18 protein-coding genes are annotated in these 20,305 nt (G+C 56.9%); 3 read left to right on the top strand and 15 right to left on the bottom strand.

All coding sequences use genetic code 11. From position 1 onward, the window contains the following. Window positions 1-193: 193 nt before the first annotated feature. The 3 genes from HYN24_RS16290 to HYN24_RS05695 all read right to left on the bottom strand — a co-directional run bounded on the left by HYN24_RS16290 (window position 194) and on the right by HYN24_RS05695 (window position 3,216). Window positions 194-1,237: a helix-hairpin-helix domain-containing protein gene (locus HYN24_RS16290; protein ID WP_205421450.1), complete on the bottom strand. Its 1,044-nt coding sequence runs from the start codon at window positions 1,235-1,237 to the stop codon at window positions 194-196. A 198-nt stretch (window positions 1,238-1,435) separates the two neighbouring features. Beyond that, complete coding sequence (locus HYN24_RS05700) at window positions 1,436-2,764, bottom strand: cation:proton antiporter (protein ID WP_117608350.1); 1,329 nt, start codon at window positions 2,762-2,764, stop codon at window positions 1,436-1,438. Window positions 2,765-3,009: 245 nt separating this feature from the next. Continuing rightward, a complete protein-coding gene (locus HYN24_RS05695; RefSeq protein WP_162888606.1) occupies window positions 3,010-3,216 on the bottom strand; it encodes a hypothetical protein in 207 nt (68 codons plus the stop codon). Between the two features lie 364 nt (window positions 3,217-3,580). Between HYN24_RS05695 and gltA the strand changes: the two genes are divergently transcribed. The 3 genes from gltA (at window position 3,581) to HYN24_RS05680 (ending at window position 7,253) form a co-directional block, all read left to right on the top strand. Next, window positions 3,581-4,879: a citrate synthase gene (gene gltA / locus HYN24_RS05690; RefSeq protein WP_117608348.1), complete on the top strand. Its 1,299-nt coding sequence runs from the start codon at window positions 3,581-3,583 to the stop codon at window positions 4,877-4,879. 160 nt (window positions 4,880-5,039) lie between these two features. Next, window positions 5,040-6,224, top strand: a complete 1,185-nt coding sequence (locus HYN24_RS05685; protein WP_117608347.1) for a CaiB/BaiF CoA-transferase family protein — start codon at window positions 5,040-5,042, stop codon at window positions 6,222-6,224. Window positions 6,225-6,521: 297 nt separating this feature from the next. After that, window positions 6,522-7,253 (top strand): serine protease, encoded by a 732-nt coding sequence (locus HYN24_RS05680; RefSeq protein WP_117608346.1) that lies wholly within the window; start codon window positions 6,522-6,524, stop codon window positions 7,251-7,253. 120 nt (window positions 7,254-7,373) lie between these two features. Here the strand turns inward: HYN24_RS05680 and HYN24_RS05675 are convergent, their stop codons facing one another. From HYN24_RS05675 to HYN24_RS05625, 12 genes are all read right to left on the bottom strand, one after another. Then, on the bottom strand, window positions 7,374-8,723 hold the full coding sequence (locus HYN24_RS05675) for a sigma-54 dependent transcriptional regulator (RefSeq protein ID WP_117608345.1): 1,350 nt from the start codon (window positions 8,721-8,723) through the stop codon (window positions 7,374-7,376). Next, window positions 8,720-10,585, bottom strand: a complete 1,866-nt coding sequence (locus HYN24_RS05670; RefSeq protein WP_117608344.1) for a HAMP domain-containing sensor histidine kinase — start codon at window positions 10,583-10,585, stop codon at window positions 8,720-8,722. The genes HYN24_RS05675 and HYN24_RS05670 overlap by 4 nt, the downstream gene beginning before the upstream one ends. A gap of 30 nt (window positions 10,586-10,615) precedes the next feature. Next, a complete protein-coding gene (locus tag HYN24_RS05665) occupies window positions 10,616-10,957 on the bottom strand; it encodes a hypothetical protein (RefSeq protein ID WP_162888605.1) in 342 nt (113 codons plus the stop codon). Window positions 10,958-11,071: 114 nt separating this feature from the next. Continuing rightward, complete coding sequence (locus tag HYN24_RS05660; RefSeq protein WP_117608342.1) at window positions 11,072-11,848, bottom strand: hypothetical protein; 777 nt, start codon at window positions 11,846-11,848, stop codon at window positions 11,072-11,074. A 10-nt stretch (window positions 11,849-11,858) separates the two neighbouring features. Further along, the gene (dsrP, locus tag HYN24_RS05655) at window positions 11,859-13,127 is read right to left on the bottom strand and encodes a sulfate reduction electron transfer complex DsrMKJOP subunit DsrP (RefSeq protein ID WP_117608341.1); all 1,269 of its coding nucleotides are present in this window, start codon (window positions 13,125-13,127) and stop codon (window positions 11,859-11,861) included. Window positions 13,128-13,138: 11 nt separating this feature from the next. Further along, complete coding sequence (locus HYN24_RS05650; protein WP_117608340.1) at window positions 13,139-14,050, bottom strand: 4Fe-4S dicluster domain-containing protein; 912 nt, start codon at window positions 14,048-14,050, stop codon at window positions 13,139-13,141. A gap of 254 nt (window positions 14,051-14,304) precedes the next feature. Continuing rightward, window positions 14,305-15,081 carry a molecular chaperone gene (locus HYN24_RS05645; protein WP_117608339.1) on the bottom strand — a complete coding sequence of 259 codons (777 nt, stop codon included), beginning with the start codon at window positions 15,079-15,081 and terminating at the stop codon, window positions 14,305-14,307. Further along, complete coding sequence (locus tag HYN24_RS05640; protein ID WP_117608338.1) at window positions 15,078-15,743, bottom strand: 4Fe-4S dicluster domain-containing protein; 666 nt, start codon at window positions 15,741-15,743, stop codon at window positions 15,078-15,080. The genes HYN24_RS05645 and HYN24_RS05640 overlap by 4 nt, the downstream gene beginning before the upstream one ends. Window positions 15,744-15,752: 9 nt before the next feature. After that, complete coding sequence (locus tag HYN24_RS05635) at window positions 15,753-18,317, bottom strand: molybdopterin-dependent oxidoreductase (RefSeq protein ID WP_117608337.1); 2,565 nt, start codon at window positions 18,315-18,317, stop codon at window positions 15,753-15,755. Then, the gene (locus tag HYN24_RS05630; RefSeq protein ID WP_205421449.1) at window positions 18,314-19,171 is read right to left on the bottom strand and encodes a hypothetical protein; all 858 of its coding nucleotides are present in this window, start codon (window positions 19,169-19,171) and stop codon (window positions 18,314-18,316) included. Before HYN24_RS05630 ends, HYN24_RS05635 begins: the two co-directional genes overlap by 4 nt. Continuing rightward, on the bottom strand, window positions 19,168-19,557 hold the full coding sequence (locus HYN24_RS15785) for a hypothetical protein (RefSeq protein WP_162888604.1): 390 nt from the start codon (window positions 19,555-19,557) through the stop codon (window positions 19,168-19,170). The genes HYN24_RS05630 and HYN24_RS15785 overlap by 4 nt, the downstream gene beginning before the upstream one ends. A 7-nt stretch (window positions 19,558-19,564) precedes the next feature. Continuing rightward, a complete protein-coding gene (locus HYN24_RS05625; RefSeq protein WP_117608335.1) occupies window positions 19,565-19,990 on the bottom strand; it encodes a hypothetical protein in 426 nt (141 codons plus the stop codon). Between the last annotated feature and the right edge of the window lie 315 nt (window positions 19,991-20,305).

Here is a 20,305-nt window from a genome sequence, read left to right as displayed (position 1 = left end):
CTCCTGAGTAAGTAGGGTGTTGGTCCGGTATTCGGTGCTGACAACAATTTGCAGCGCCTTGTGCCGAATAACGCGGCCGGTTACCCACCGGATGTCAGAAGAAACGTAATGCTGTGTATCCATCGGTGACCGAGTTGTTTCGGAAGGTCTCGGCCATGGCCGTCCGACCGAACAACTCAGTCACACGGGGGATTTACAGGGCGAGCAAGGGGCGCAGCTTTTCCAGGGTCTTGGCACCCATGCCCTTGGCCTTGCACACGTCCTCGATGGCGGCATACGGACGCGCCGCCACGATGGCCCGGGCAACTTCACGTGACAGCCCCTTGAGGGCAGCCAGATCATCTTCGCTCGCCTTGTTGATCGATACCGGCTTGGCCGCCACCTTGATGCTGTCGGGCTTGCTGGCTGCCTTGGCAGCAGATTTCGCTGCGACAGGCTTGGCTTCTGGCTTCGGTGCCTTGGCCGCCACTGGCTTGGCTGCAGCCTTGGGCTTGGCGGCCACCTTCGGCTTGCCAGCCGCCTTGGCCTTGGCGGTCGGCTTTGCCTTGGCCGGCAGCGCGGCAATATTGCGATAGTCGCGCGTAACGTAACCAGCCGGCGTCCATTCGCGCAGCATTACGGTCAATGCGGCGCCATCTGCGGGTAGTGCGGCGGGCACGTCATACTGACAATCAGTCCATTGATTACCGCCACCGAGAATGCCGACAACGACGCTGGCCACCGGACTACCGACCCAGGCACCACCCGCATACGGCGTATCGAGTGCCCAGACTTCAAGTGCCAGCGTACCGCTCAGGTTGTCTTCGCCGCGCGGATTGGCAATCGCCTCAATAGTCAGCCGGGCAGCGCCGTCGGCCAGCGTACAGCGCACATCCCCGAGCAGGCAGGGCTGGCAGAAATTCTGGCGGGCCTCGTAGACACCGAGGTCACGCAGCGCGACCAGACCGTCAGCGGTGGTACTCAACAAGGCCATGGCCAGCACCTGGTCGGCCGCACCGGCCGGCGGAATCGCAGCACAGCAGGCGTTAACCGTAATTCCACCGAACATCGGCTCGATGGCCAGTTCCGCCACCCGGATGCCCACCGGTTCGTTCCCGGAGAATCCGCTCTCGCTGGCCAGCAGTTGCAGCGACCAGGCCGCGCCAGCCGCCAGATCAGCCTCGGAAAAATTGACATCCGCGTTGAGATAAACGAAATCACCGTCGAAACGATAGCCGTGATTGGAAAGTTGGGTCATGTGTAGTGCCTGTTTTGGGTTGGAAACGGCGCGCATTATAGAGGCGAATTTCCTTGTTTTATCATATAGTTAGTTTTAATTTAAAGAGCACCGACATGGTGCAAAAAAACGCGGATATTTGTCGTTTACATGACAAATATCCGCGCTTCTTTTGCCTTCGGGTGGCGACCACTCCGTCGCCCCGATTTGCCGCCAGAACTATTGGGCGATCCCCAATTTTCTCGTCCACCACGGCGTAATGGCGGGCAGCAGGGTCAGCGTCCAGATCACCACCCATGCCGTCAGCGGCATCAGCAATTCAAGTTCGGGAAACTGGGCCACGGTAATCACCGCGAGAACAACGGGAATCACCCCGGTTTCCCGCACCACACTGAGGAACAGCTTGTCCTTCATGTTGAGACTGGTTGGCAGCATCGACAGCATGACCGCGACCGGCCGGGCAATCAGGATGAAAGCCAGCGACACAACGAGACCGAGGAGCGCCGTATGCCAGAGGGTATCAAGGGCGACGAACGGGCCGACCATCATGAAAATAGTCGGCTTGGCGATACTCTCAACCTTGATCTCCATGGTCCGCAAGGTGGTGTGGAAATAGGCCTGACCATGATTGTAGTTGGCCATCAGGCCGGCTATAAATGCCGCCAGGAAACCGTTGCCATGAATCAACTGGGCGAGCAGGAAGGTAACCAGGGGGATGGCCAGCACCATGGCGAAATCGTAGGTCGTTTCGCCGACATCACGGTCGTTGTCCCGCGACTTGTAAACCCCGTAGCCATGCATCGCCCCCCAGCCGACCATGCCGGCAATCGAGCCGAACAGGAACTGCTTGCCGAGGAGCAGCATGTTTTCCGTGCTGAACAATCCGGCCGCCAGCGTACCCAGCGAATCGACCGAGGTGCCGGCCAGCACCATGGCGGCAACCGCCGCCGTGAAGATGGCACCGACCGCATCGTTGAGGGCGCTTTCGGCCACGGCAATATCGTTGAGGCGTTTGTAGTCGTCCTTGAAGACAATGTTTTTGAGGGTCGGGATCAAGGCCGCCGGATCAGTCGAACCGAGAATGGCCGAGAGCAAGGCGGCCGTTTTTCCATCCAGTCCGACCAGCATCAGGATCGGGAACATGACAAAGAAGGTGATGAGATAACCGACGATGGCAATCATCAGGGTCGGAAAGGCAATCTTGACGAAATCGACCCGGTCAAGCTCGTCGCCCCCCCCTTTCAGAATGATGGCCGCCAGTGCGGTACACACCACCACGGCAATCATGATCTGCGGGGCAATGGGGGCCAGTGCATCATGCAGGACGATGCCGACTAGCAACTGCAAGGTGAAGTTCGGGAAAATCGTCCCTTCGGCCGCTTTGCTGCAGGCCCAGCCAAAGACCAGAAAGATCCCCAGGCACCACAGCGAATTGGCAATCGCCGTCTCGGTACCGCCCAGTTCGACGAGGTGCTGAAGGATTTCAGGTGCGCTGCTGTTCAGGAGAAAGGCAACAACAAACAGGGCCGCAATTTTTCCGTATTTCATGGTGTCGATTTCTCGAAATGGTCTGGTTTGGCCGGCAGAATAACCGCCCGCCCCGCCAACTGTCGATAAGGGAAATCCTCTGTGGGCCGACGCGCTTTGCCGGCACCCGGCAATATCCCTGACGGCGCCGCCGCAAAAAACCGACGCTTGGCGCACGCCCGTCCGCCCCAATAAAAAAGGAGCCCGTGACACAAGCCAGGACTCCCTTTGCGGCGGGTCTTTAGCCAGCCGATACTGATCGGGCCTTACTTGCCCATGTGCTGCAATACGGTATGCAGGCGTTCAGCCGCATAAGCTGCCTCGGGATCGTTCTCGGTCAGCTTGAGGATGTCGGACCAATTGATGTAGCGGTCCAGCCGAACCAGGGCATTGGCGCTGACCACATCCAGATCGATATTCAAATTGATGGCATCACCGCTACCGTCCAGCTTGTACTCGAACATACCTCGCATGCTTCCTTCTCCCAATTGATCGTGTTTTAGATGTTCGCAGTGTACCGACCAGCGCCCCGAAATGAAATCCCGGGCCGTCGCTGGCGACGGCATTTTCGGTTCGATAGCACCGAAAAAGTGCCGCGACCCCAAAATTCGCGCCTGCTTGGTGCTTTCGCCAAGGTTTCACCATCGTTCCGGATGGCAACTTCCGGCTGGCCACAACAGGCTGCAGCGGCTTTGCTCGCTGCCCTCAACAGGCGAAGCATTCGGCATGCGAATTGCTTGATTTGTAAATCGTCAAAGAAATGTCAGGGAGTTTCTGTATCCTCTGCCTGCTTTCATGACACACGACCAAACAAAATATTTCCAAGGGGGTAAAAATATGGCAAGCGAACGCAAGGCAACACTGAGCATTGATGGTCAGACACCGGTCGAATTTCCGATCATGACGCCGACCCACGGCAACGACTGCGTCGACATTCGCACACTGGGTGCCAAAACCGGCCTGTTTACCTACGACTCCGGCTTCCTGTCCACGGCCAGCTGCAAATCGACCATCACCTTCATCGACGGCGATGTCGGCCAACTGCTCTATCGCGGCTACCCCATCGAGCAACTTGCCGAAAACTGCAACTTCCTTGAAGTGGCTTATCTGCTGAAGAACGGCGAACTGCCGAACGCCAGCCAGAAGACCGAATTCGAGACGGAAGTCACCCGCCACACCATGGTGCACGAACAACTCGCCAAGTTCTTCTCCGGCTTCCGCCGCGACGCCCACCCGATGGCCGTCATGACCGGCGTCGTCGGTGCGCTGTCGGCCTTCTACAACAACGCGATGGACTTCGCCGACGCCGAGAACCGCAACAAGAACTTCACCCACCTCATTGCCAAGATGCCGACCATCGTCGCCATGGCCTACAAGTACAGCACCGGCATGCCCTTCATGCATCCGGACAATGAACTTGGCTATACCGCCAACTTCATGCGCATGATGTTCGGTAATCCGTGCGAGAAGTACGTCCCCAATCCGGTTCTAGTCAATGCCCTGGACACCATCTTCACGCTGCACGCCGACCACGAACAGAACGCCTCGACGTCGACCGTCCGTCTGGCCGGCTCGTCGGGTGCAAATCCCTTCGCCTGTATTGCTGCCGGTATCGCCTGTCTGTGGGGCCCGGCACACGGTGGTGCGAACGAAGCCTGCCTGCAGATGCTGGAAGAAATCGGCGACGTTTCCCGCGTTCCCGAATTCATTGCACGCGCCAAGGACAAGAACGATTCCTTCAAGCTGATGGGATTCGGCCACCGCGTCTACAAGAACTTTGACCCACGTGCCAAGCTCATGCGCAAGGTGTGCAACGAAGTGCTGACCGAACTCGGCCTGCAGAATGACCGCCTCTTCAAGCTGGCCATGGAACTGGAAAGAATCGCCCTGGAAGATCCGTACTTCGTCGAGAAGAAGCTCTACCCGAACGTCGACTTCTACTCGGGCATCGTCCAGAAGGCGATCGGTATTCCGACCGAAATGTTCACCTGTATCTTCGCCCTCGCCCGCACGGTTGGCTGGATGACGCAGTGGGAAGAAATGATTACCGATCCGGAATACAAGATCGGTCGTCCGCGTCAGCTGTACATGGGTGCCGCCAAGCGCGACGTCGTGCCGCTGGCTCAGCGCGGCTAATCGCCCCCCTTGAGGATGACCGGAAGCAAAGCCTGGTCATCCTCACTGCTGCACCTGCCTGTAGCGCCCTGGAAGACAGGCTGATCATCGGGAAGTCTGGCCGACTTGACCGATTGAATGATACGTTCTGACTTCGCCTGAATTCCCCTCTCAGAACACCATGCAAATAAACTCTGGAAACCCGCTCCGCGGCCCTCTGGCCGGCATCAAGGTCGTCGAATTCGCCGGCATCGGCCCCGGCCCCTTCTGCGGCATGCTCCTCGCCGACATGGGTGCCGATGTAACGCTGCTTGAGCGCGCCGGCGGCACCTTTGCCTCGCAACTATTTGGCGGTGGCCGCAAGGCGGTAGCCAATCGCGGCAAGAAATCCCTGTGCATCGACCTAAAGCACCCCGAGGCCAAAACCCTCGTCAACAAACTGATAGCTGAAGCCGACGTGCTGATTGAAGGCTTCCGCCCCGGCGTCATGGAACGTCTCGGCTTTGGTCCGGACGCATGCCTGGCCATCAATCCGCGCCTGATCTATGGCCGCATGACCGGCTGGGGACAGACCGGGCCGCTCGCCCCGCGCGCCGGGCACGATGCCAATTACGCGGCAATTGCCGGCGTCCTCGATACCGGTCGTCGTCACGGCGGTGCGCCGTGGGCCCCGCCGACGCTGGTCGGCGACATGGGTGGTGGTGGCCTCATGCTGGCCTGGGGCATTGCCTGCGCCCTGATAGAAACCCAGCGCTCGGGCCAGGGTCAGGTCATCGACGCCGCCATGTGCGAAGGTGCGGCAGTCCTCGCCCACGGCCTGTTCAACCTCGAAGCCCTGGGCGAATGGCAGGGCCAGTGCGCCATCGACTCCAGCGCCCCGTTCTACGACGTCTATCAATGCGCCGATGGCGAGTGGATCAGCGTCTGCCCGCTTGAGCCGCAGTTCTACAGTACCTTCATCGAGCGCCTCGGCCTCAGTGGCGACCCCGATTTCAATGGCAAGCAGTACGACACCTCCCGCTGGCCAGTCATGAAGGATCGCCTGACGGCAATTTTCAAGTCAGCCCCGCGCGATCATTGGGATACCCTTTTTAACGACACCGACGACTGTGTCTGGCCGGTATTGAGCATGGGGGATGCACCAGCGCACCCGCACAACGTGGCGCGCCAGGCTTTTGTCGACATCGCCGGCATTCGCCAGCCAGCTCCGGCTCCCCGCCTGTCGCGGACCCCGGGCGACATCCAGAGCCCACCACCATTGCTTGGCGAACACTCGCGCCAACAGTTGTCCAGCCTTGGTTTGCCGGATGAAGAAATCGAGCGTCTGGCAAGGGCCGGCGTAATCAGTGACCCGGTCTCGCCGTAAGGCATGACCGAACTGAATCGGAAATAGCCCGCCAACAGTCGCCTGCAACAGGAAAAGTTGCTCAGCCGGCCCCATGGCAAACCGGGCCATCCTCCCTCTGACCTGAGCCTCGAATTGATACAGGGCATGCGCAAAGCTACCGTGCTACTGTTCGCTGACGCACATAGTTGATGCTTGTCCTGAGCTAGCTTCGGCTCGCCACTGCATTTTTCGGAAGTGTGTAGCAGCGCACGGAAAAACTGCTGAAGTACAGCTACACCTCAACCACCCAGACTCTTGATGCACCGGACCGGACCCATGATCGAACCACTGCTCCTCACCGCCGCCCGCATCGCCACCTTCCATGAAAAATCACTGCTGACCAACGCCAGCGGCTTCTTCTTCGGACGCGACGAGCGGCTGTTTCTGGTGACCAGTCGCCATGTCGTGTTCGACAAGGCGAGCAAGCACTTCCCGACCCGGATCGAGATCGAACTGCATACCAATGCCGCCAATATCGCTGAATCGACCGGCTTTTCCATCCCGCTCTATCACAATGGCAAGAGCCTCTGGCGGCACGGGCTGGATGCGGCCGGCGACATCGATGTCGCGGTCATCGAGATCAACCGCAAGGCGTTGCCCAAAACCGCCGTCTATCGCGCCTTCAGCCCACACCACCTGCTGAGCAGCCTGGATCAGGTCGAGGTCGGTTCCTCATTGCTCATTGTCGGCTTTCCGCTTGGCTTCCATGACGCCATGCATCACACGCCGGTGGTCCGCCACGCCATCATCGCCTCGTCTTTCGGCCTGCGTTTTCAGGGCGAAGGTTTCTTTCTGACCGATGCCCGCACCCATCGCGGCAGCAGTGGTGCACCGGTAGTCATGCGCATTGTGGACACCACGACAGCCCACGGCGACCTCCCCTGGATGTTGCTGGGCGTTCATTCGGCCCGCTTCGACGTCGGCAACCGTGATCTGGTCGAAGACGAGGCGCTCGGCTTGAACTGCGCCTGGTACGCCGACATCCTGCTCAAGCTGACCGAGGGATAGACCGTCGCATAGAACATATTTCAGGACTTCAGCCTAATCACTGCCCTAAAAGAAGACCTGGACTTTTCGGTGTAGCGGGTCCGCTAAAACAGCGGCCCCGCAATTTATAGGCTAAAGCGTTCAGCTACCAAAAACCTTGTCACTGAACCCGTATTTTTCGATGAGACGATAGATATGTCGTTCGCTGATACCCAGAACGGCGGCCGTCTTCACACGATTGCCGCCATGCTTGGCCATGACCTGGCGAAGGTATTCGCGTTCGATCTGTTCCAGATTGGGGTCTTGTCCGAAGCGCAGCACCACCTCGCCGGCCTGGTTGCGTGGAATGAAGGAAAGATGTTCGACGCGGACTGGATTTCCTGGTCGCGCCAGGATGATGGCGCGCTCAATGGCATTTCTCAGTTCACGAACATTGCCTGGCCAATCATAGGCCAACAACATTTTGAGCGCCTCGGCTGACATGCTGGTTGGCGCATTTCGAGTAAGCAGTGCGAGAAAGTGCCGTGCCAAAGGTTCAATATCCTCACGGCGCTCGCGTAACGGTGGAATGGTGATGACAAAGCGCGAGAGGCGGAAATAGAGATCGCTGCGAAACGTGCCGCCCCTACTCATTGCCTCGATGTCACGATTGGTTGCAGTGACGATCCGGGCATCGGAACTGAGTGTCTTGTTGCCACCCAGGCGACGGAAACTGCTGGTTTCAAGTACGCGCAGCAACTTGGCCTGGATGGCGCTACCGATATCGCCGATTTCATCTAGGAAGAGCGTACTACCGGCCGCTTCCTCGATCAGGCCTTTCTTTTGCCGGTCTGCCCCGGTAAAGGCACCCCGCTCATGGCCAAATAGTTCGGATTCAAACAGATTTTCCTGCAAACCGCTGCCGTCGATTGGCACCAACTCTCGCTGCGCCCGCGGACTACGCTCATGAATCGCCTGGGCAACCATCTCCTTGCCTGTACCCGACTCGCCGAGGATGAGGACCGTGGTATCGGTCGGGCCGACGGCATCGATCATCTCCTGCACGTTGCGCATCGCCTGGCTCTCAAACACCATTGGCCCCGGCCTGTGGGAAGCCAACTGGGTTCGATAAAAGCGGTTGGATTCGCGCAATTCGGCTGTTTCAAGTACCCGCCGGACAGTCAGTTCCAATTCGTCGATATTGACCGGTTTGGTCAGGAAATCAGCAGCACCCTCACGGATGGCGCTGACCGCATTCGGTATCGAACCATAGCCGGTGAGGATTATGACCGGATACTGGTTGCGTATCTCGCCGAGAATCCGCGAGGCATCGCTATCCGGCAATTTGAAGTCGAGAATGATGGCACACGGTTCGATTTCGCTGAGTCGCTCCTGTGCCTCTGCCCATGAGCCAGCACCGAGCGTGGAAAATCCCATGGACTCGATTTGTCGCCGCAGCAAACTGCTGAATACAAGATCGTCATCGACAATCAGCAGGGTCTTTTTCTTCATGCGCCCCTCTTTAGTGCGGTTTCAGCAAGCGGCAGGCGAATGCGAAAAAGCGTACCTTGCCCGACCGTGCTATCGACACGGATAGTGCCCCCCATGCGCTCAACAAAATTCTTGACGATGGTTAGACCAAGCCCCGTCCCGGTCACCCCGTCGGCACGCCTACTGAAAAAAGGATCAAAAATGCGAGCGAGGACGTCGGGAGGAATGCCCACGCCGGAATCGGAAATCTCGATCACGGCATCACCATCATCGGCGAGCAGACGGGCAATGAGCGCCCCCCCGGTGTCCATGGCGTGGTGGGCATTCTGGATCAAGTTGAGAAAAATCATGCGGATGTCGGCTTCATCGGTCAGCAGGCGCAGGGGTTGTTCGGGAAGTTCAATTTGCTGGGTTATGCCATGTGCGTGCGCATCGAATTCGAGCAACATCAGGGTATCTGCCAGCGCCTCATTGACCACCACCAGTTGCAGGCTGCTGACAGGTGGGCGCGAGAGTAGAAGCATACGCCGAGTTACGGCAATGCACTTGTCGACCTCCTGGTCAATAAGCCTCATGTATTCGATAATTTGATCTTGTGTAACATGTCCGGCCGGCAATTCGCGCACCAGTCCCTGGACACCAAGTCGGACCGATCCAAGCGGATTGTGAATTTCATGGGCGATCCCCGCTGCCAGGAGGCCGAGTTCCGATAGGCGCTGTTCATGTGAAATCTGCGATATCTGGCCCAGATCGCGCACCGACTCGACAATGTAGCGCTCACGCCCCTGTCCATTATCCAGCTCGACCAGTACAGCATGAATCTCGGCATGGAAAACCGTGCCATCAGGCCTTTTCAGGTAATGGCTAGCCTTGAGCCGATCGCCCACTTCCTTAAGTTCCATTAGTGGGCAAACCGTCAGTGTCGGCACACAGGGTTCGTCACGGCCGTAGCTATACTGGTAGCAAGGCCGCTTGAGTATGGTCTGGGCCGATTGGCCAACCTGCTGACAGAAGGTATGGTTGGCCAGAACGACCTGCTTGTCGGCAACACGAATCAGGCGCACGCCATCCGGTAGTCCGTCCAGCAACGTCTGCAGAAACTGTTGCTGCGCCTCAGCCAGAGATATTTGCACCGACAGTTGCTCGGCCATCGAGTTAAAGCTGATGGCCGCACGTCCGATCTCGTCATTGTTCGCTGATTGCGCCCGAACCATCAGATCTCCGTTTGCCAAGGCTCGGGTGGCAGCGTCCAGGCCAGCCAGAGGCTTGATGACATGTCGGCGTAACATCAACCACAAGGTCAGCAGCGTTAGTGCGATAACGCCGGTTCCAGCCAGCATGAACAGAATGGCGCTATGCATCGCGCTTTCACGGATCGGTGCAGCATCATAGTCAACGACGAGTATCCCGTTGACCGGATTTGCGACGATTTCGCCATGGCAGGAGGTACAGGCCGCGCGATTTGGCACGGGATTGATGGATCGCAGCACTTCGCCGCCGACCTGGGCTTCAAAGCGGGTGACGGGCTTTCCCGACGTGGTCATGTGCGCAATCGTCGGCATCAGTTGTCCCAACTTGTCGGGATCGGAGGCGAAACGAACTTCGCCGGCGGGAGAAAGAATCAGTACATCACGAATGCCATTGAGCCCGCCTAGCTTGGCCACGATATCGCGCAAGCCATCCACATCGCGCTTGAGCATGGCATTTTCCCAAGTCACCTGGAGCATGCGGTTGAGTTGCATCGAAACCTCAGCCCGCTCATGGAGGAGCTGATCGCGGTAAAGTCCGAGAAAGAGTAAGCCAAGGGCCAGCGAGGCTCCTCCCGCGACCAGGAGAACGCCGCGCAGCAGGCGATGACTCAGGTGACGCGTTTTGGTTTGCATCTGGGAAGAATTTGTCCGGTTAATCGGCAATTAGAAACCTAATGCCTCTACCGTAGCAACAAGATCGGCAAAAGTTGCGGCTTCAAGTCTTGCCGCCAACGATTCCCTGTCCAGACGCGGGTCACTGTAAGGCGAAAAAAGGACGTCGTCAGGTAAGTCGCGCATATCTTCCGGCGACATGTAGCCAAAGCCGCAGATTTGTTTCAGGCAGTCGCGCTCAACATCGTTAAGTTCGAGACCGTGGTGCTTGAGAATTTCCAGGTAGCGTTCTGCCGTGCGATTGACCTTGCCGCTGATTTCCATGGTGTTGGTCTCACCTTCGGTGAGTAATGCCAGCGGTGGGCCAAAGAATAGAGGAGTTTTTCGATTCACATTATCCGCCTGCAATCAGAAATTCAAATGGAAATCGGCCAGCGCACAGGGCTGGCCATTCATGCCTGAGAGGATGGAAGCATCATGTGCTTGGCAGCACCCTGATCAACCTGCTCAGTGGCTCGCCGCACCTGACTTTCGCCGCTCGTGGTCGGCCGTTTTCAAACCTTTCGGCAATGCAGGGGCGGCCTCTGGCTGATGCTGCGCAAAACCCCGGTTGCGGTCACCATGCTGGACATTGTGAGGATTGTGGCACTCGGTGCAGACAAACCAGCGCTTGGTGCCAGTGCTCGCCCATTCGCCGATCCGCTTGCCATGGATACCCTCGCGCCAATCCCGATAGACCTCGCCGTGGCACTTCCCACAAAGACGCTGCGGCTGGTCGAAGCTGATCGGATTGTCGCGGTGGTCAACCAGCTTGTTGCGCTGCGTCGAATGATGGCAATCCAGACACCAGATATTGCCCCGCCCATGGGGCAGTTTAGTTGAGTCGAGCACGATGGCCTGATGCATCAAGACCAGTTGGCGAGTGTCCTTATTTTGTGGAAATCCCTTGGGCAAGACACCGGTATGACAGGTATTTCCGCAAAGCGGAAGCAGTCCCAGCTTGTCTGAACGCGGCTTGACCACAGCTTTTTCGCTGTTGAAATTTGCATCCTGAACAGGCATGTCGCCCATTGGCACGGTGCCATCGAAAGGGTCGCTCCACCACAAAACGGCACCTGTCTTAGGCGAACACTTCACGTTCGTCAGATTTTCTCCAATCGTCCGCTGGGTGACTTCGGATGCACCCTTACGACTTTCGAAACACTTGACCGGCTCTGCCCAGGCTGAAGAAAAGCTGAGCATGGCAACCAGCAGGGCTGCTGACAAAAAAGCAGGGATCTTCATTCCAGTTCCTTTAGGTCAACTCGGGCGTAGGCGACACGCCGGTGTCGCTGGCGGTGACCCTGTCCTGCATCGAGGTGGCATAGGCAATATCGCCCAGCAGTATTCCGATAGCCCCTTTCAGCAAAATCGTGAGGATAAGAAAGCCGAGTGCCCAATTGCCGAGTGTGACGACTATCTCAAGGGTGGTCGGAAAATACTGCGAGAACTCACCGATCGGTGTCGGAATAAAGCCGGGAACCAGCAGGCCCATACCTTTCTCCACCCATATGCCGGCAAAGGCCAAGCTGCAGGCAATCGGCAGCCAGCGATAGTCGCGACGCAAGCCGGGCGTCAGCAGGATAACGAAGGCGCCAAGGCTGGCGGCCAGCGACCCCCAGAACCAGGGCACCAGATCATTGAAACCATGCATGCCGAACATCAGGTATTGCAGCCCCAGTGCATGTTCGGTATTGGCATAAAGCTCGGTGACCACTTCTGACAAGCTCAGGAAGAGGGAAAGGCCAAGGCAATAGGTGATGATCGTTGCCAACTGATTAATGGCAGAGTTGTCGATCCAGAGCCGGGTTCGCGCACGAACAATAAGGAAGATAAGAACGATTAGCGACGGCCCTGCCGCAAATGCCGTCAAGATGAAGCGGATCGGCATCATGCTGTGGTGCCACATCGGGCGCGACGGCATGGTATTGAGCAGGAATGCCGTAACCGTGTGGATACTCAGTGCCCAAACGATGGAGACGTAAATCAGCGGCATATAGAATTTGTTGTTCAACGGCTGGCCGGTGTATTTCTTGTAAAGGAAATAGAAACCACCAATCAAATTGAGGAACAGGTAGCCGATCAGAACCAGGGTATCCCAGGCCAGCATGGAATTTGGAAGGTTGTAGATGCCGATGACGGGCAGCATGTGCCAGAGACGATCAGGCCGCCCCATGTGCGACACGATGAAAAGTATGCACATCAACACCGCCGAAATCGCCAGCATTTCACCCAGCACCGCCACTGCGTGGAGCCCCTTGTGGTGGTAGACATAGGCCGGGAAAACAATGGTCACGGCTCCGGCCGCAATGCCGACCAGGAAGACGAAGTTAGCCAGGTACAGACCATCATGGACCTGGTCAGTCAGACCGGTGTAGCGTAAGCCATCGGCCGTATGCAGGTAGGTTCCGTATAGCAAGCCGAGAATGAGCAAGCCGAGAAAAGCAACCCAGGCATAAAATGCCGGACTGCCTTTCACCACGTAAGTTACATAATCGATGGCAAATCTCTTCAGTTTGTCCATGATGTTGCGTCTCAATCCATGAAATAGAAGAATTTGGGGAAGGTATTGAGTTCCGCCTTCAGGCGAAAGACGTTCTTGCGCGCGATGATTCGGCTGACTTCGCTATTGGGATCAAGTAGGTTGCCGAACTTTCGGGCACCTGTCGGGCACACTTCGACGCAGGCGGGGTAGCGTCCCTTGCGGGTACGCTGGATACAAAATGTGCACTTCTCGACGACGCCCTTCATGCGTGGCCGGTTGCCGAGATAATGGGTCACCGGATTCATGGCTTCCTTGGGCAGTTTCGGATCACTCCAGTTGAAACGCCGCGCCCAGTAGGGACAGGCCGACATGCACATACGGCAACCAATGCACCAGTTGTAGTCGATAACAACCGGACCATCTGCTTCACGGTAGGTCGTACGAACCGGACAAACCTTTACGCAGGGCGGTTTTTCGCACTGCATGCAGGCGATTGGCATATAGGCTGAATCTTTCTCGGGGACCGCCTCCGGCTGGTAATAATGCTCCCCTTCAAGGACAACACCAGCTGGACTGTAGGCATTGCCCCCAACCTGTATCCCAAGGCCCTCGGGATAGCCCTGGTTCATCTTTTCCTGGCTGAATTCACCTTTCTCCATCTTGAGAACGCGAATCCATTCGATTTCCTGATCCTTGCCTCGCGACTGGTTGTTTTCCTCCACACAAGCCTTGGCACAACGGCGGCAACCGATGCACTTTTTGATATTCAGGGCATAGCCCATGAGCACGCCCTCCTGTGCTGGCGTGCCATCAACGCTCACTGCCTTGCCATATTCGCGAGAGTAGCGACGTTCGAGCCTCGCCCTGGCCAATGCCTTTTCTTCATCGGTCATGAGCCGGTAGTTGCCCTGGAACCATTCGGCCCACTCCATGTTCGCCCGCGCATCGTCGGACATGGTCATTAAGGCAGCCGTGCCAAGTAACGAGCTGACGCTAAGCGAACCTGCGCTTTTTAGAAAGTTGCGGCGGGAATTTACTTTCTCGACGGGGGCCACCGTCGGTGCTTGCCCTGAACAGGCGCATCCACCCGCCGATTGTTGGGGGTTGCAGCATTTTTCTTTGTTCGTCACGTGTTTTCTCCGTGCAAGACCATAATTGGCCATGTGGATGTGTCTGAAAATTGAATCGGGCTCATCGGGATCGGACTCACGACCCGCTACCAGCCAGGGCCGCCGATGCCGGGCATGAATTGAATGGGCATCGTCTTCACCTCATCAAGATGCTTCGGTCGCAGCGTTGCCTCGATCTGCTCCTTGCTCGGTCGGGGAGTACCCAAATGCAAGGCAATAAAGTCGCGCAGTTGCTCGCACCAGATATTTGTCAGCAAGAACAGGGCAGCGTAAAACTCCGTGTCGCAGCGAGCCGAGACCCGGCTGGCGAAATCCGGTAGCCAACGCAGCAGGTGGTGATCCAGCAGGGTAGCCAATGAGCGCCAGAGGTCATTGGAAATTTGAGCGCTGTCGGCGTCGCTCAGGGCGGCAATCCTGTCCAGCCGCCGAGCGAGAAACTGAAGCTGGAATACGAGATGGTCGTCAGGCCGCAGGCGCCAGTTGGGAACTGCCAGTCCATCAGCGGCATACAACTCCCGCATGTCGAACATCGCGTCCTGGCAGACAAGATGTTCGTCGGAAACCCAGAACGACTCGAAAGGTGATGCATCCAGCCCACCGGTCAGGTAGATGGCGGCATAATCCGCAGCAAGGTTGTCCATAAACACTTGGTCGGGCATGTCCGGCAAGGCTGCCACGACCTCGCGCATCGCGTCATAAATCTGGCTGCCACTCTCGCCACGCGGCACCATGCCGAGGTTGCCCGGAAAGCCAATGGCTTTGACACCTCCGATCATTCCCAATGTCATTTCACGGTCATGCAAGATCGCCAGGGTAGCCACATCATCGGACCAGGCCAGCGCGGTTTCTCTGTCGATCATCATTTGACCTTGCCGTTGCGATGCGGGACAAAGGCAATCGACGGCTTGGTCAGCTCGGGATTGGCCATATTTTTTACCTGGCGCACCGTTTCGTCATGCGGCCCTACGGCCTTGGTCTTGAACTTGCCTTCCCACAATTTGTCGATCGGTCCAATGTCGAGAACACGCATCATGCAGGCCATCACACAATATGGCTTGCGACCGGCATCGATCTCATCCACACACATATTGCACTTCTGAATGATCTGTTCCTTGGGGTTCCACTGGGGAGCGCCATAGGGACATGCGGCCTCGCATTTGCGGCAGCCGATGCACAACGAGGAATCGATATCGACGATGCCATCCTTGCTCCGCTTCCAGATGGCACCCGTCGGACAGGTCGGCAGGCAGGCAGGCTCGGCACAGTGGTTGCAGGACATGTTCACCTTGTAGGCAAACACATCAGGATAAGTTCCCCCCTCAACGTACATCACGCGCCGGAAGCGAGGACCAGGTGGCAGACCGTTCTTGTCCTTGCAGGCGATTTCGCAGGCGCGACAGCCGATGCAATCGACGTTGTTATGGATGAAACCGAACTGCATGGCCGGTTTGACCGGTTCATAGGTCTGGGCCACCTTGCGCTCCAGGGCGACCTTAACTTTCTTCATGTCTAGTTTGTTGGTCATGCTCGCCCCTTACGCATCGCGCCGGAAAATGAAGGAACGCGACGTCGCCTGGCTGTCCCAGCCCGGACGATGGGCAAGCGTTGTCTTCTTCAGATTGACCAGAATGGTGTTATAGGCGAAGGCGCCGGCGGGACTTGGCTCATCCTTGGTCAGGAAATCGGGATTACCGGAACGGTCGACCCCCTTCTTGTCGAGATCCATCCAGGAGCCTTCGTACACGACGACGACACCAGGCATGCAACGCTCGGTGACATAAACTGGAACAACAATCCTGCCCCGCGCATTCCACACTTCGACCATATCGCCTGTCACCAACTTCAGGCGCCGCGCATCGCTCGCGTTGATGGTGATCTCCTGCTGGAAGGTTTCACGCAACCAGGGAATGTTGTGGAAGATCGAATGCGTCCGGTGACGTGGATGTGGCGTGATCATGTGGAACGGATATTCCTTGACCTTGGGATGCCCCATCCATTCGAACGGCTCTATCCATTTCGGGATGGCTGGAATCGGATAGCCCCACTGGGTCTTCTTCCAGTCAGTCACTTTGGCTAGCGTGGTCGAAAAAATCTCGATCCGCCCCGAGGCCGTATCGAATGGAACGCCATTCTCAATCTGTTCGCGGAAGGCAACATGTGGCTTGTCAAAGGTGAATTTGTACACCCCACGCCGCTTGAACTCCTCCCAGGACATGGTGACGCCCTGATGGTGTTGGACCTTTTTCCACCACGCGACCAGATATGCCTCATCGACTGCATCCGGGTTCTGAAAATAGCTACGGTCGGCACGCGGGTTGTAGCGCTTGCCCAAATCCTTGACGCTTGGATCCAGCTTTTCCAGGCGATAGGCCAGTTCGGTATAGACCTGAAAATCCGTCTTCGACTCGCCCATTGGTTCAATGACCTTGGGACGATGGATGTGGTAATGGCCCTTGTACCAGGGCAAGCCGACATCGTGTCGCTCAAAGTGTGTGGCAATGGGGAGCAGCACATCGGCCCACAAGCCGGACGGTGTGATGGTCGAGTCGGAACAAACCACCAGTTCCAGCTTCTTGATGGCCTCGATTTCTTTGTTGATGTTGGTGAGCTGGTTGAACCAGTCGGAGCCATGCCAGAAGATGGCCTTGATGTTGGGGATATTACCGTCCAGCTCATCCTCGCGTGGCCAGCAGCCGATTTCCTCACGTTTGACGTTCGGATAATTCAATACACAGTGTGCCCAGCGGTCTGACTTGATCGATGCCCACCAAAGATTGGCATTGTCATCATAGGGGTAGGCCACCGACTCGGCGTGCCACCCCTTGCCGACGCCCTCGGCGCAACCGCCCAGAATGCCGATGTTGCCGGTCATCGCCTGAACCGCAGCCGCCATGCGGTTGTACTGCTCGCCATAGGCATTCCGCCCTGGCCCCCAGGAAGCTTTTAGCGCCGCCGGCTTGGTGCGGGCATACAGGTCGGCCAGCTTTTTTATATCGGCTGCCGATACGCCGCAGATTTTTTCAGCCCATTCTGGCGACTTCGGGGTCTTGTCCCTGACCCCAAGAATATAGTCCTTGAAGCTTTCCTGATCCTTCGCCCATGCCGGCATGGTTCCGGCATCCATCCCTTGGACAAATTTGTCGATGAAAGCCTGGTCCTGAAGGTTGTTCTGGAAGATGTAGTGCGCCATGCCCGCGAGCATTGCTGCATCGGTATTCGGCTTTATCGGTATCCACCAGGCATCGTAAGCGGCTGCAGAATCAGTGTATTGCGGGTCAATGACAACGAACTTGCAACCGTTCTGCTTGGCCATTCGCATGTAATAGAACGTATTGCCGCCGTGAAAGGTGTAGGCGGGATTCCATCCCCACATAATGATCAGTTTGCTATGGGCGAAGGCATCATCTTCGTTGCCGTCCTGAATGGTGCCAAAGGTCATATTCGACGAGAACGTCGTACCTTGATAGCTGGGGACGGACCACGAATTGGTGCGACAACCGAACATACCGAGAAAGCGTGCCAGCAGGCCTTCAATCTGGTCGGATTTGTGGAGTACGCCGTAGGAACTGCCGGCATAAGCCTGATCGAGGATAGCCGTCGGGCCATACTTGGTCTTCAGTTCGACCATTTTCTTGGCAATATGGTCAAGTGCCTCATCCCAAGAAACGCGCTTGAACTTGCCTTCGCCCCGTTCGCCGACACGCAGCATGGGATAGAGCAGACGCTCGGGAGAGTACAGGCGCGAGCGATATGAGCGGCCACGCAGGCAGGCCCGTAATTGCGGTTCGGCGACCGTATCCTTGCCGAATTCGCCACCCGCCTGATAGCGCCCATCGTCGGATGAAAGGCGCACGATGACGTTGCCCTTCTTGTGCGCAACCAGCATGTGACGCGAACCGCAGTTGTGGTCGCACGAAGTAACGACGGTGGTCAGTTGGTCGTCCCGGTAATAGGGCTCATAGGCAAATGCCTCAGCATCCTTTTGCCCGAGAGCCATCTCAAGCAAGCCACTTGAACTCGCCAATACAGTTCCGGCCGCCGAGGTTTTCAGAAAGCTGCGGCGCGCCGGATTGAGAATGGTGACATCGGGCTTGTTCATGGTTTCTGCTCAGTCTGGATGAATCGTGATTCGGAGTGCGTGGGCCGATCCTTGGCCCATTCAGGCGTGCCTTCCGGCATTTCCGGCCAGGGGTTGCGGGCATAGGGATAGGGGACGCGATACCAAGCCCGGCCACCATGACACCCGAGACAGACGTCGGCGCCATTGCCTTTCTCTTGCGCGGCAATGGCTGTCGCCTCGATAGCATCGGCCTTCAAATAGCTGACCCGATGCCGCTGCGTCCGCGTCGCCACGTGACATGCCAGGCAGTCATTCTTGAAGTATTGTTTGACCTCCTCCCATGTACCTGGCAGGCGCATTAACTCCCACCCTGGAAACTGGCCGTGGCACTTGAGACAGATAGTTTCCGGATTGACCTGCTTGCGCAGGGTAAAAGCGTTATCGTCCTGCGCAGCAGCCGTTGCTGAACTCCCTGGCGCTTCTTCGCGCGGGTCGTGACCTTCATGGCAGGTATTGCATTGCAGGTTCATCAATTCCTTCGCCATGGGCGTAACCAGATGGCGTCGATGGAAGGTGTCCTGCTCCCCCGTGTAGGTGGAAAGCCGCTGATACCATGCCAGCGTATCCGTGGCTTTTACCCCCGCAGGTGAAATCGGTCGAACGAGGTCTTCAAGGACCTCTCGATGGCAGGCAAGGCACTCTTCATTGCTGGCATTTGCAATGGCCGGCTTGAAGTGGATCGGGTCGTAGGTAGCCCGAAAATGACTCTTGCTGTCGCTATCTTCTTGCGTCTGCTGCTCCGGAGCGTTCTGTTTCCCACAGCCCGCCGTTAGCGCAACCAGAGAAATCAACACGACATTGATAAACCCGATGATCGAGTAGCGTATTTTCATTTTTTTTCCGCCGCCCGGATTGGTGTGGTGTGCCATCCGCGCAGATCGTAGGGGCCGGTCATGCCAGGATGCGTAAAGGGTGTGAACCAACCTCCCTGATCCTTAAGAAACTGAAGGCTGTCCGGAATCGGAGAAGAAACACCACGCAATGCCAACCTGTTGTCCAGAACAGGACTGGTAGCCAATACTGGCGCATTGACCGGCCGCTGAGATGGGGTCAAGCCGGCTACCGGATAGGAAAGATCAGGAGCCGCATATCCCTGAGTCGCGCTGCATTGCACGATCAGGGCAACCAGTGTGGCTTTAAGCCATTTTCGCTGTGTGTACATTGGAATATAGATGAAGCCAAGAAGCGGATGGGAAAAGCCCCCCACCCGCTGGATCACTGAAGGATTACTTCTTGCCTTCCATGCCACTCATACCGGACATGCCAGACATACCCTTCTGGCCTTCCATACCCGACATGCCAGACATGCCCTTCTGCTTCTTGCCTTCCATGCCGCTCATACCGGACATGCCAGACATACCCTTCTGGCCTTCCATACCCGACATGCCAGACATGCCCTTCTGCTTCTTGCCTTCCATGCCGCTCATACCGGACATACCGGACATACCCTTCTGGCCTTCCATGCCAGACATGCCCGACATACCCGACATGCCCTTCTGGCCTTCCATACCCGACATACCGGACATGCCAGACATACCCTTCTGACCTTCCATGCCGCTCATGCCAGACATGCCCTTTTGGTCTGCAGCAACAGCAGCACCGGCAATGGCCATGGAAAGAATGGATGCAGCAACGACGAACTTGGATTTCATAAAATCTCCTTCGAAGTGAGATAGCAGTTAATGCCCCGCACAATGCAAGACTCGAAAACAAACCGATCAAACGGTGTGTTCTACAAATCCATTGCACAAGCCATGCCACCATCGAAGTGAAACGCTAATTCATTGTTTTAATGCGATAAATCAAGTTTTTGAAAAAAACCGAAAATTTATCCAGACTGCCATCCTGTCATGCCAATTTTCTGAAATTCAGCGTATATCCTGTCGGCAACAGGAAATGGGCACATGCCAAAAAGTCATCCTGCGATGACATCGATCCGACGTCATCGGGTTAAAAATTCTCGACTT

Origin of the sequence: Dechloromonas sp. HYN0024, assembly GCF_003441615.1 — a bacterium.
Classification (GTDB): Bacteria; Pseudomonadota; Gammaproteobacteria; order Burkholderiales; family Rhodocyclaceae; genus Azonexus.
Note: the sequence above shows the minus strand (reverse complement) of the source record. Positions and strands in the feature narration are given on the sequence as shown.

Excerpts from the sequence above, each read along its gene's own strand:
- HYN24_RS16290 (WP_205421450.1), bottom strand. The coding sequence starts at position 1,237 with ATGACCCAACTTTCCAATCACGGCTATCGTTTCGACGGTGATTTCGTT.
- HYN24_RS05700 (WP_117608350.1), bottom strand. The coding sequence starts at position 2,764 with ATGAAATACGGAAAAATTGCGGCCCTGTTTGTTGTTGCCTTTCTCCTG.
- HYN24_RS05695 (WP_162888606.1), bottom strand. The coding sequence starts at position 3,216 with ATGCGAGGTATGTTCGAGTACAAGCTGGACGGTAGCGGTGATGCCATC.
- gltA (WP_117608348.1), top strand. The coding sequence starts at position 3,581 with ATGGCAAGCGAACGCAAGGCAACACTGAGCATTGATGGTCAGACACCG.
- HYN24_RS05685 (WP_117608347.1), top strand. The coding sequence starts at position 5,040 with ATGCAAATAAACTCTGGAAACCCGCTCCGCGGCCCTCTGGCCGGCATC.
- HYN24_RS05680 (WP_117608346.1), top strand. The coding sequence starts at position 6,522 with ATGATCGAACCACTGCTCCTCACCGCCGCCCGCATCGCCACCTTCCAT.
- HYN24_RS05675 (WP_117608345.1), bottom strand. The coding sequence starts at position 8,723 with ATGAAGAAAAAGACCCTGCTGATTGTCGATGACGATCTTGTATTCAGC.
- HYN24_RS05670 (WP_117608344.1), bottom strand. The coding sequence starts at position 10,585 with ATGCAAACCAAAACGCGTCACCTGAGTCATCGCCTGCTGCGCGGCGTT.
- HYN24_RS05660 (WP_117608342.1), bottom strand. The coding sequence starts at position 11,848 with ATGAAGATCCCTGCTTTTTTGTCAGCAGCCCTGCTGGTTGCCATGCTC.
- dsrP (WP_117608341.1), bottom strand. The coding sequence starts at position 13,127 with ATGGACAAACTGAAGAGATTTGCCATCGATTATGTAACTTACGTGGTG.
- HYN24_RS05650 (WP_117608340.1), bottom strand. The coding sequence starts at position 14,050 with ATGACCATGTCCGACGATGCGCGGGCGAACATGGAGTGGGCCGAATGG.
- HYN24_RS05645 (WP_117608339.1), bottom strand. The coding sequence starts at position 15,081 with ATGATGATCGACAGAGAAACCGCGCTGGCCTGGTCCGATGATGTGGCT.
- HYN24_RS05640 (WP_117608338.1), bottom strand. The coding sequence starts at position 15,743 with ATGACCAACAAACTAGACATGAAGAAAGTTAAGGTCGCCCTGGAGCGC.
- HYN24_RS05635 (WP_117608337.1), bottom strand. The coding sequence starts at position 18,317 with ATGAACAAGCCCGATGTCACCATTCTCAATCCGGCGCGCCGCAGCTTT.
- HYN24_RS05630 (WP_205421449.1), bottom strand. The coding sequence starts at position 19,171 with ATGAAAATACGCTACTCGATCATCGGGTTTATCAATGTCGTGTTGATT.
- HYN24_RS05625 (WP_117608335.1), bottom strand. The coding sequence starts at position 19,990 with ATGAAATCCAAGTTCGTCGTTGCTGCATCCATTCTTTCCATGGCCATT.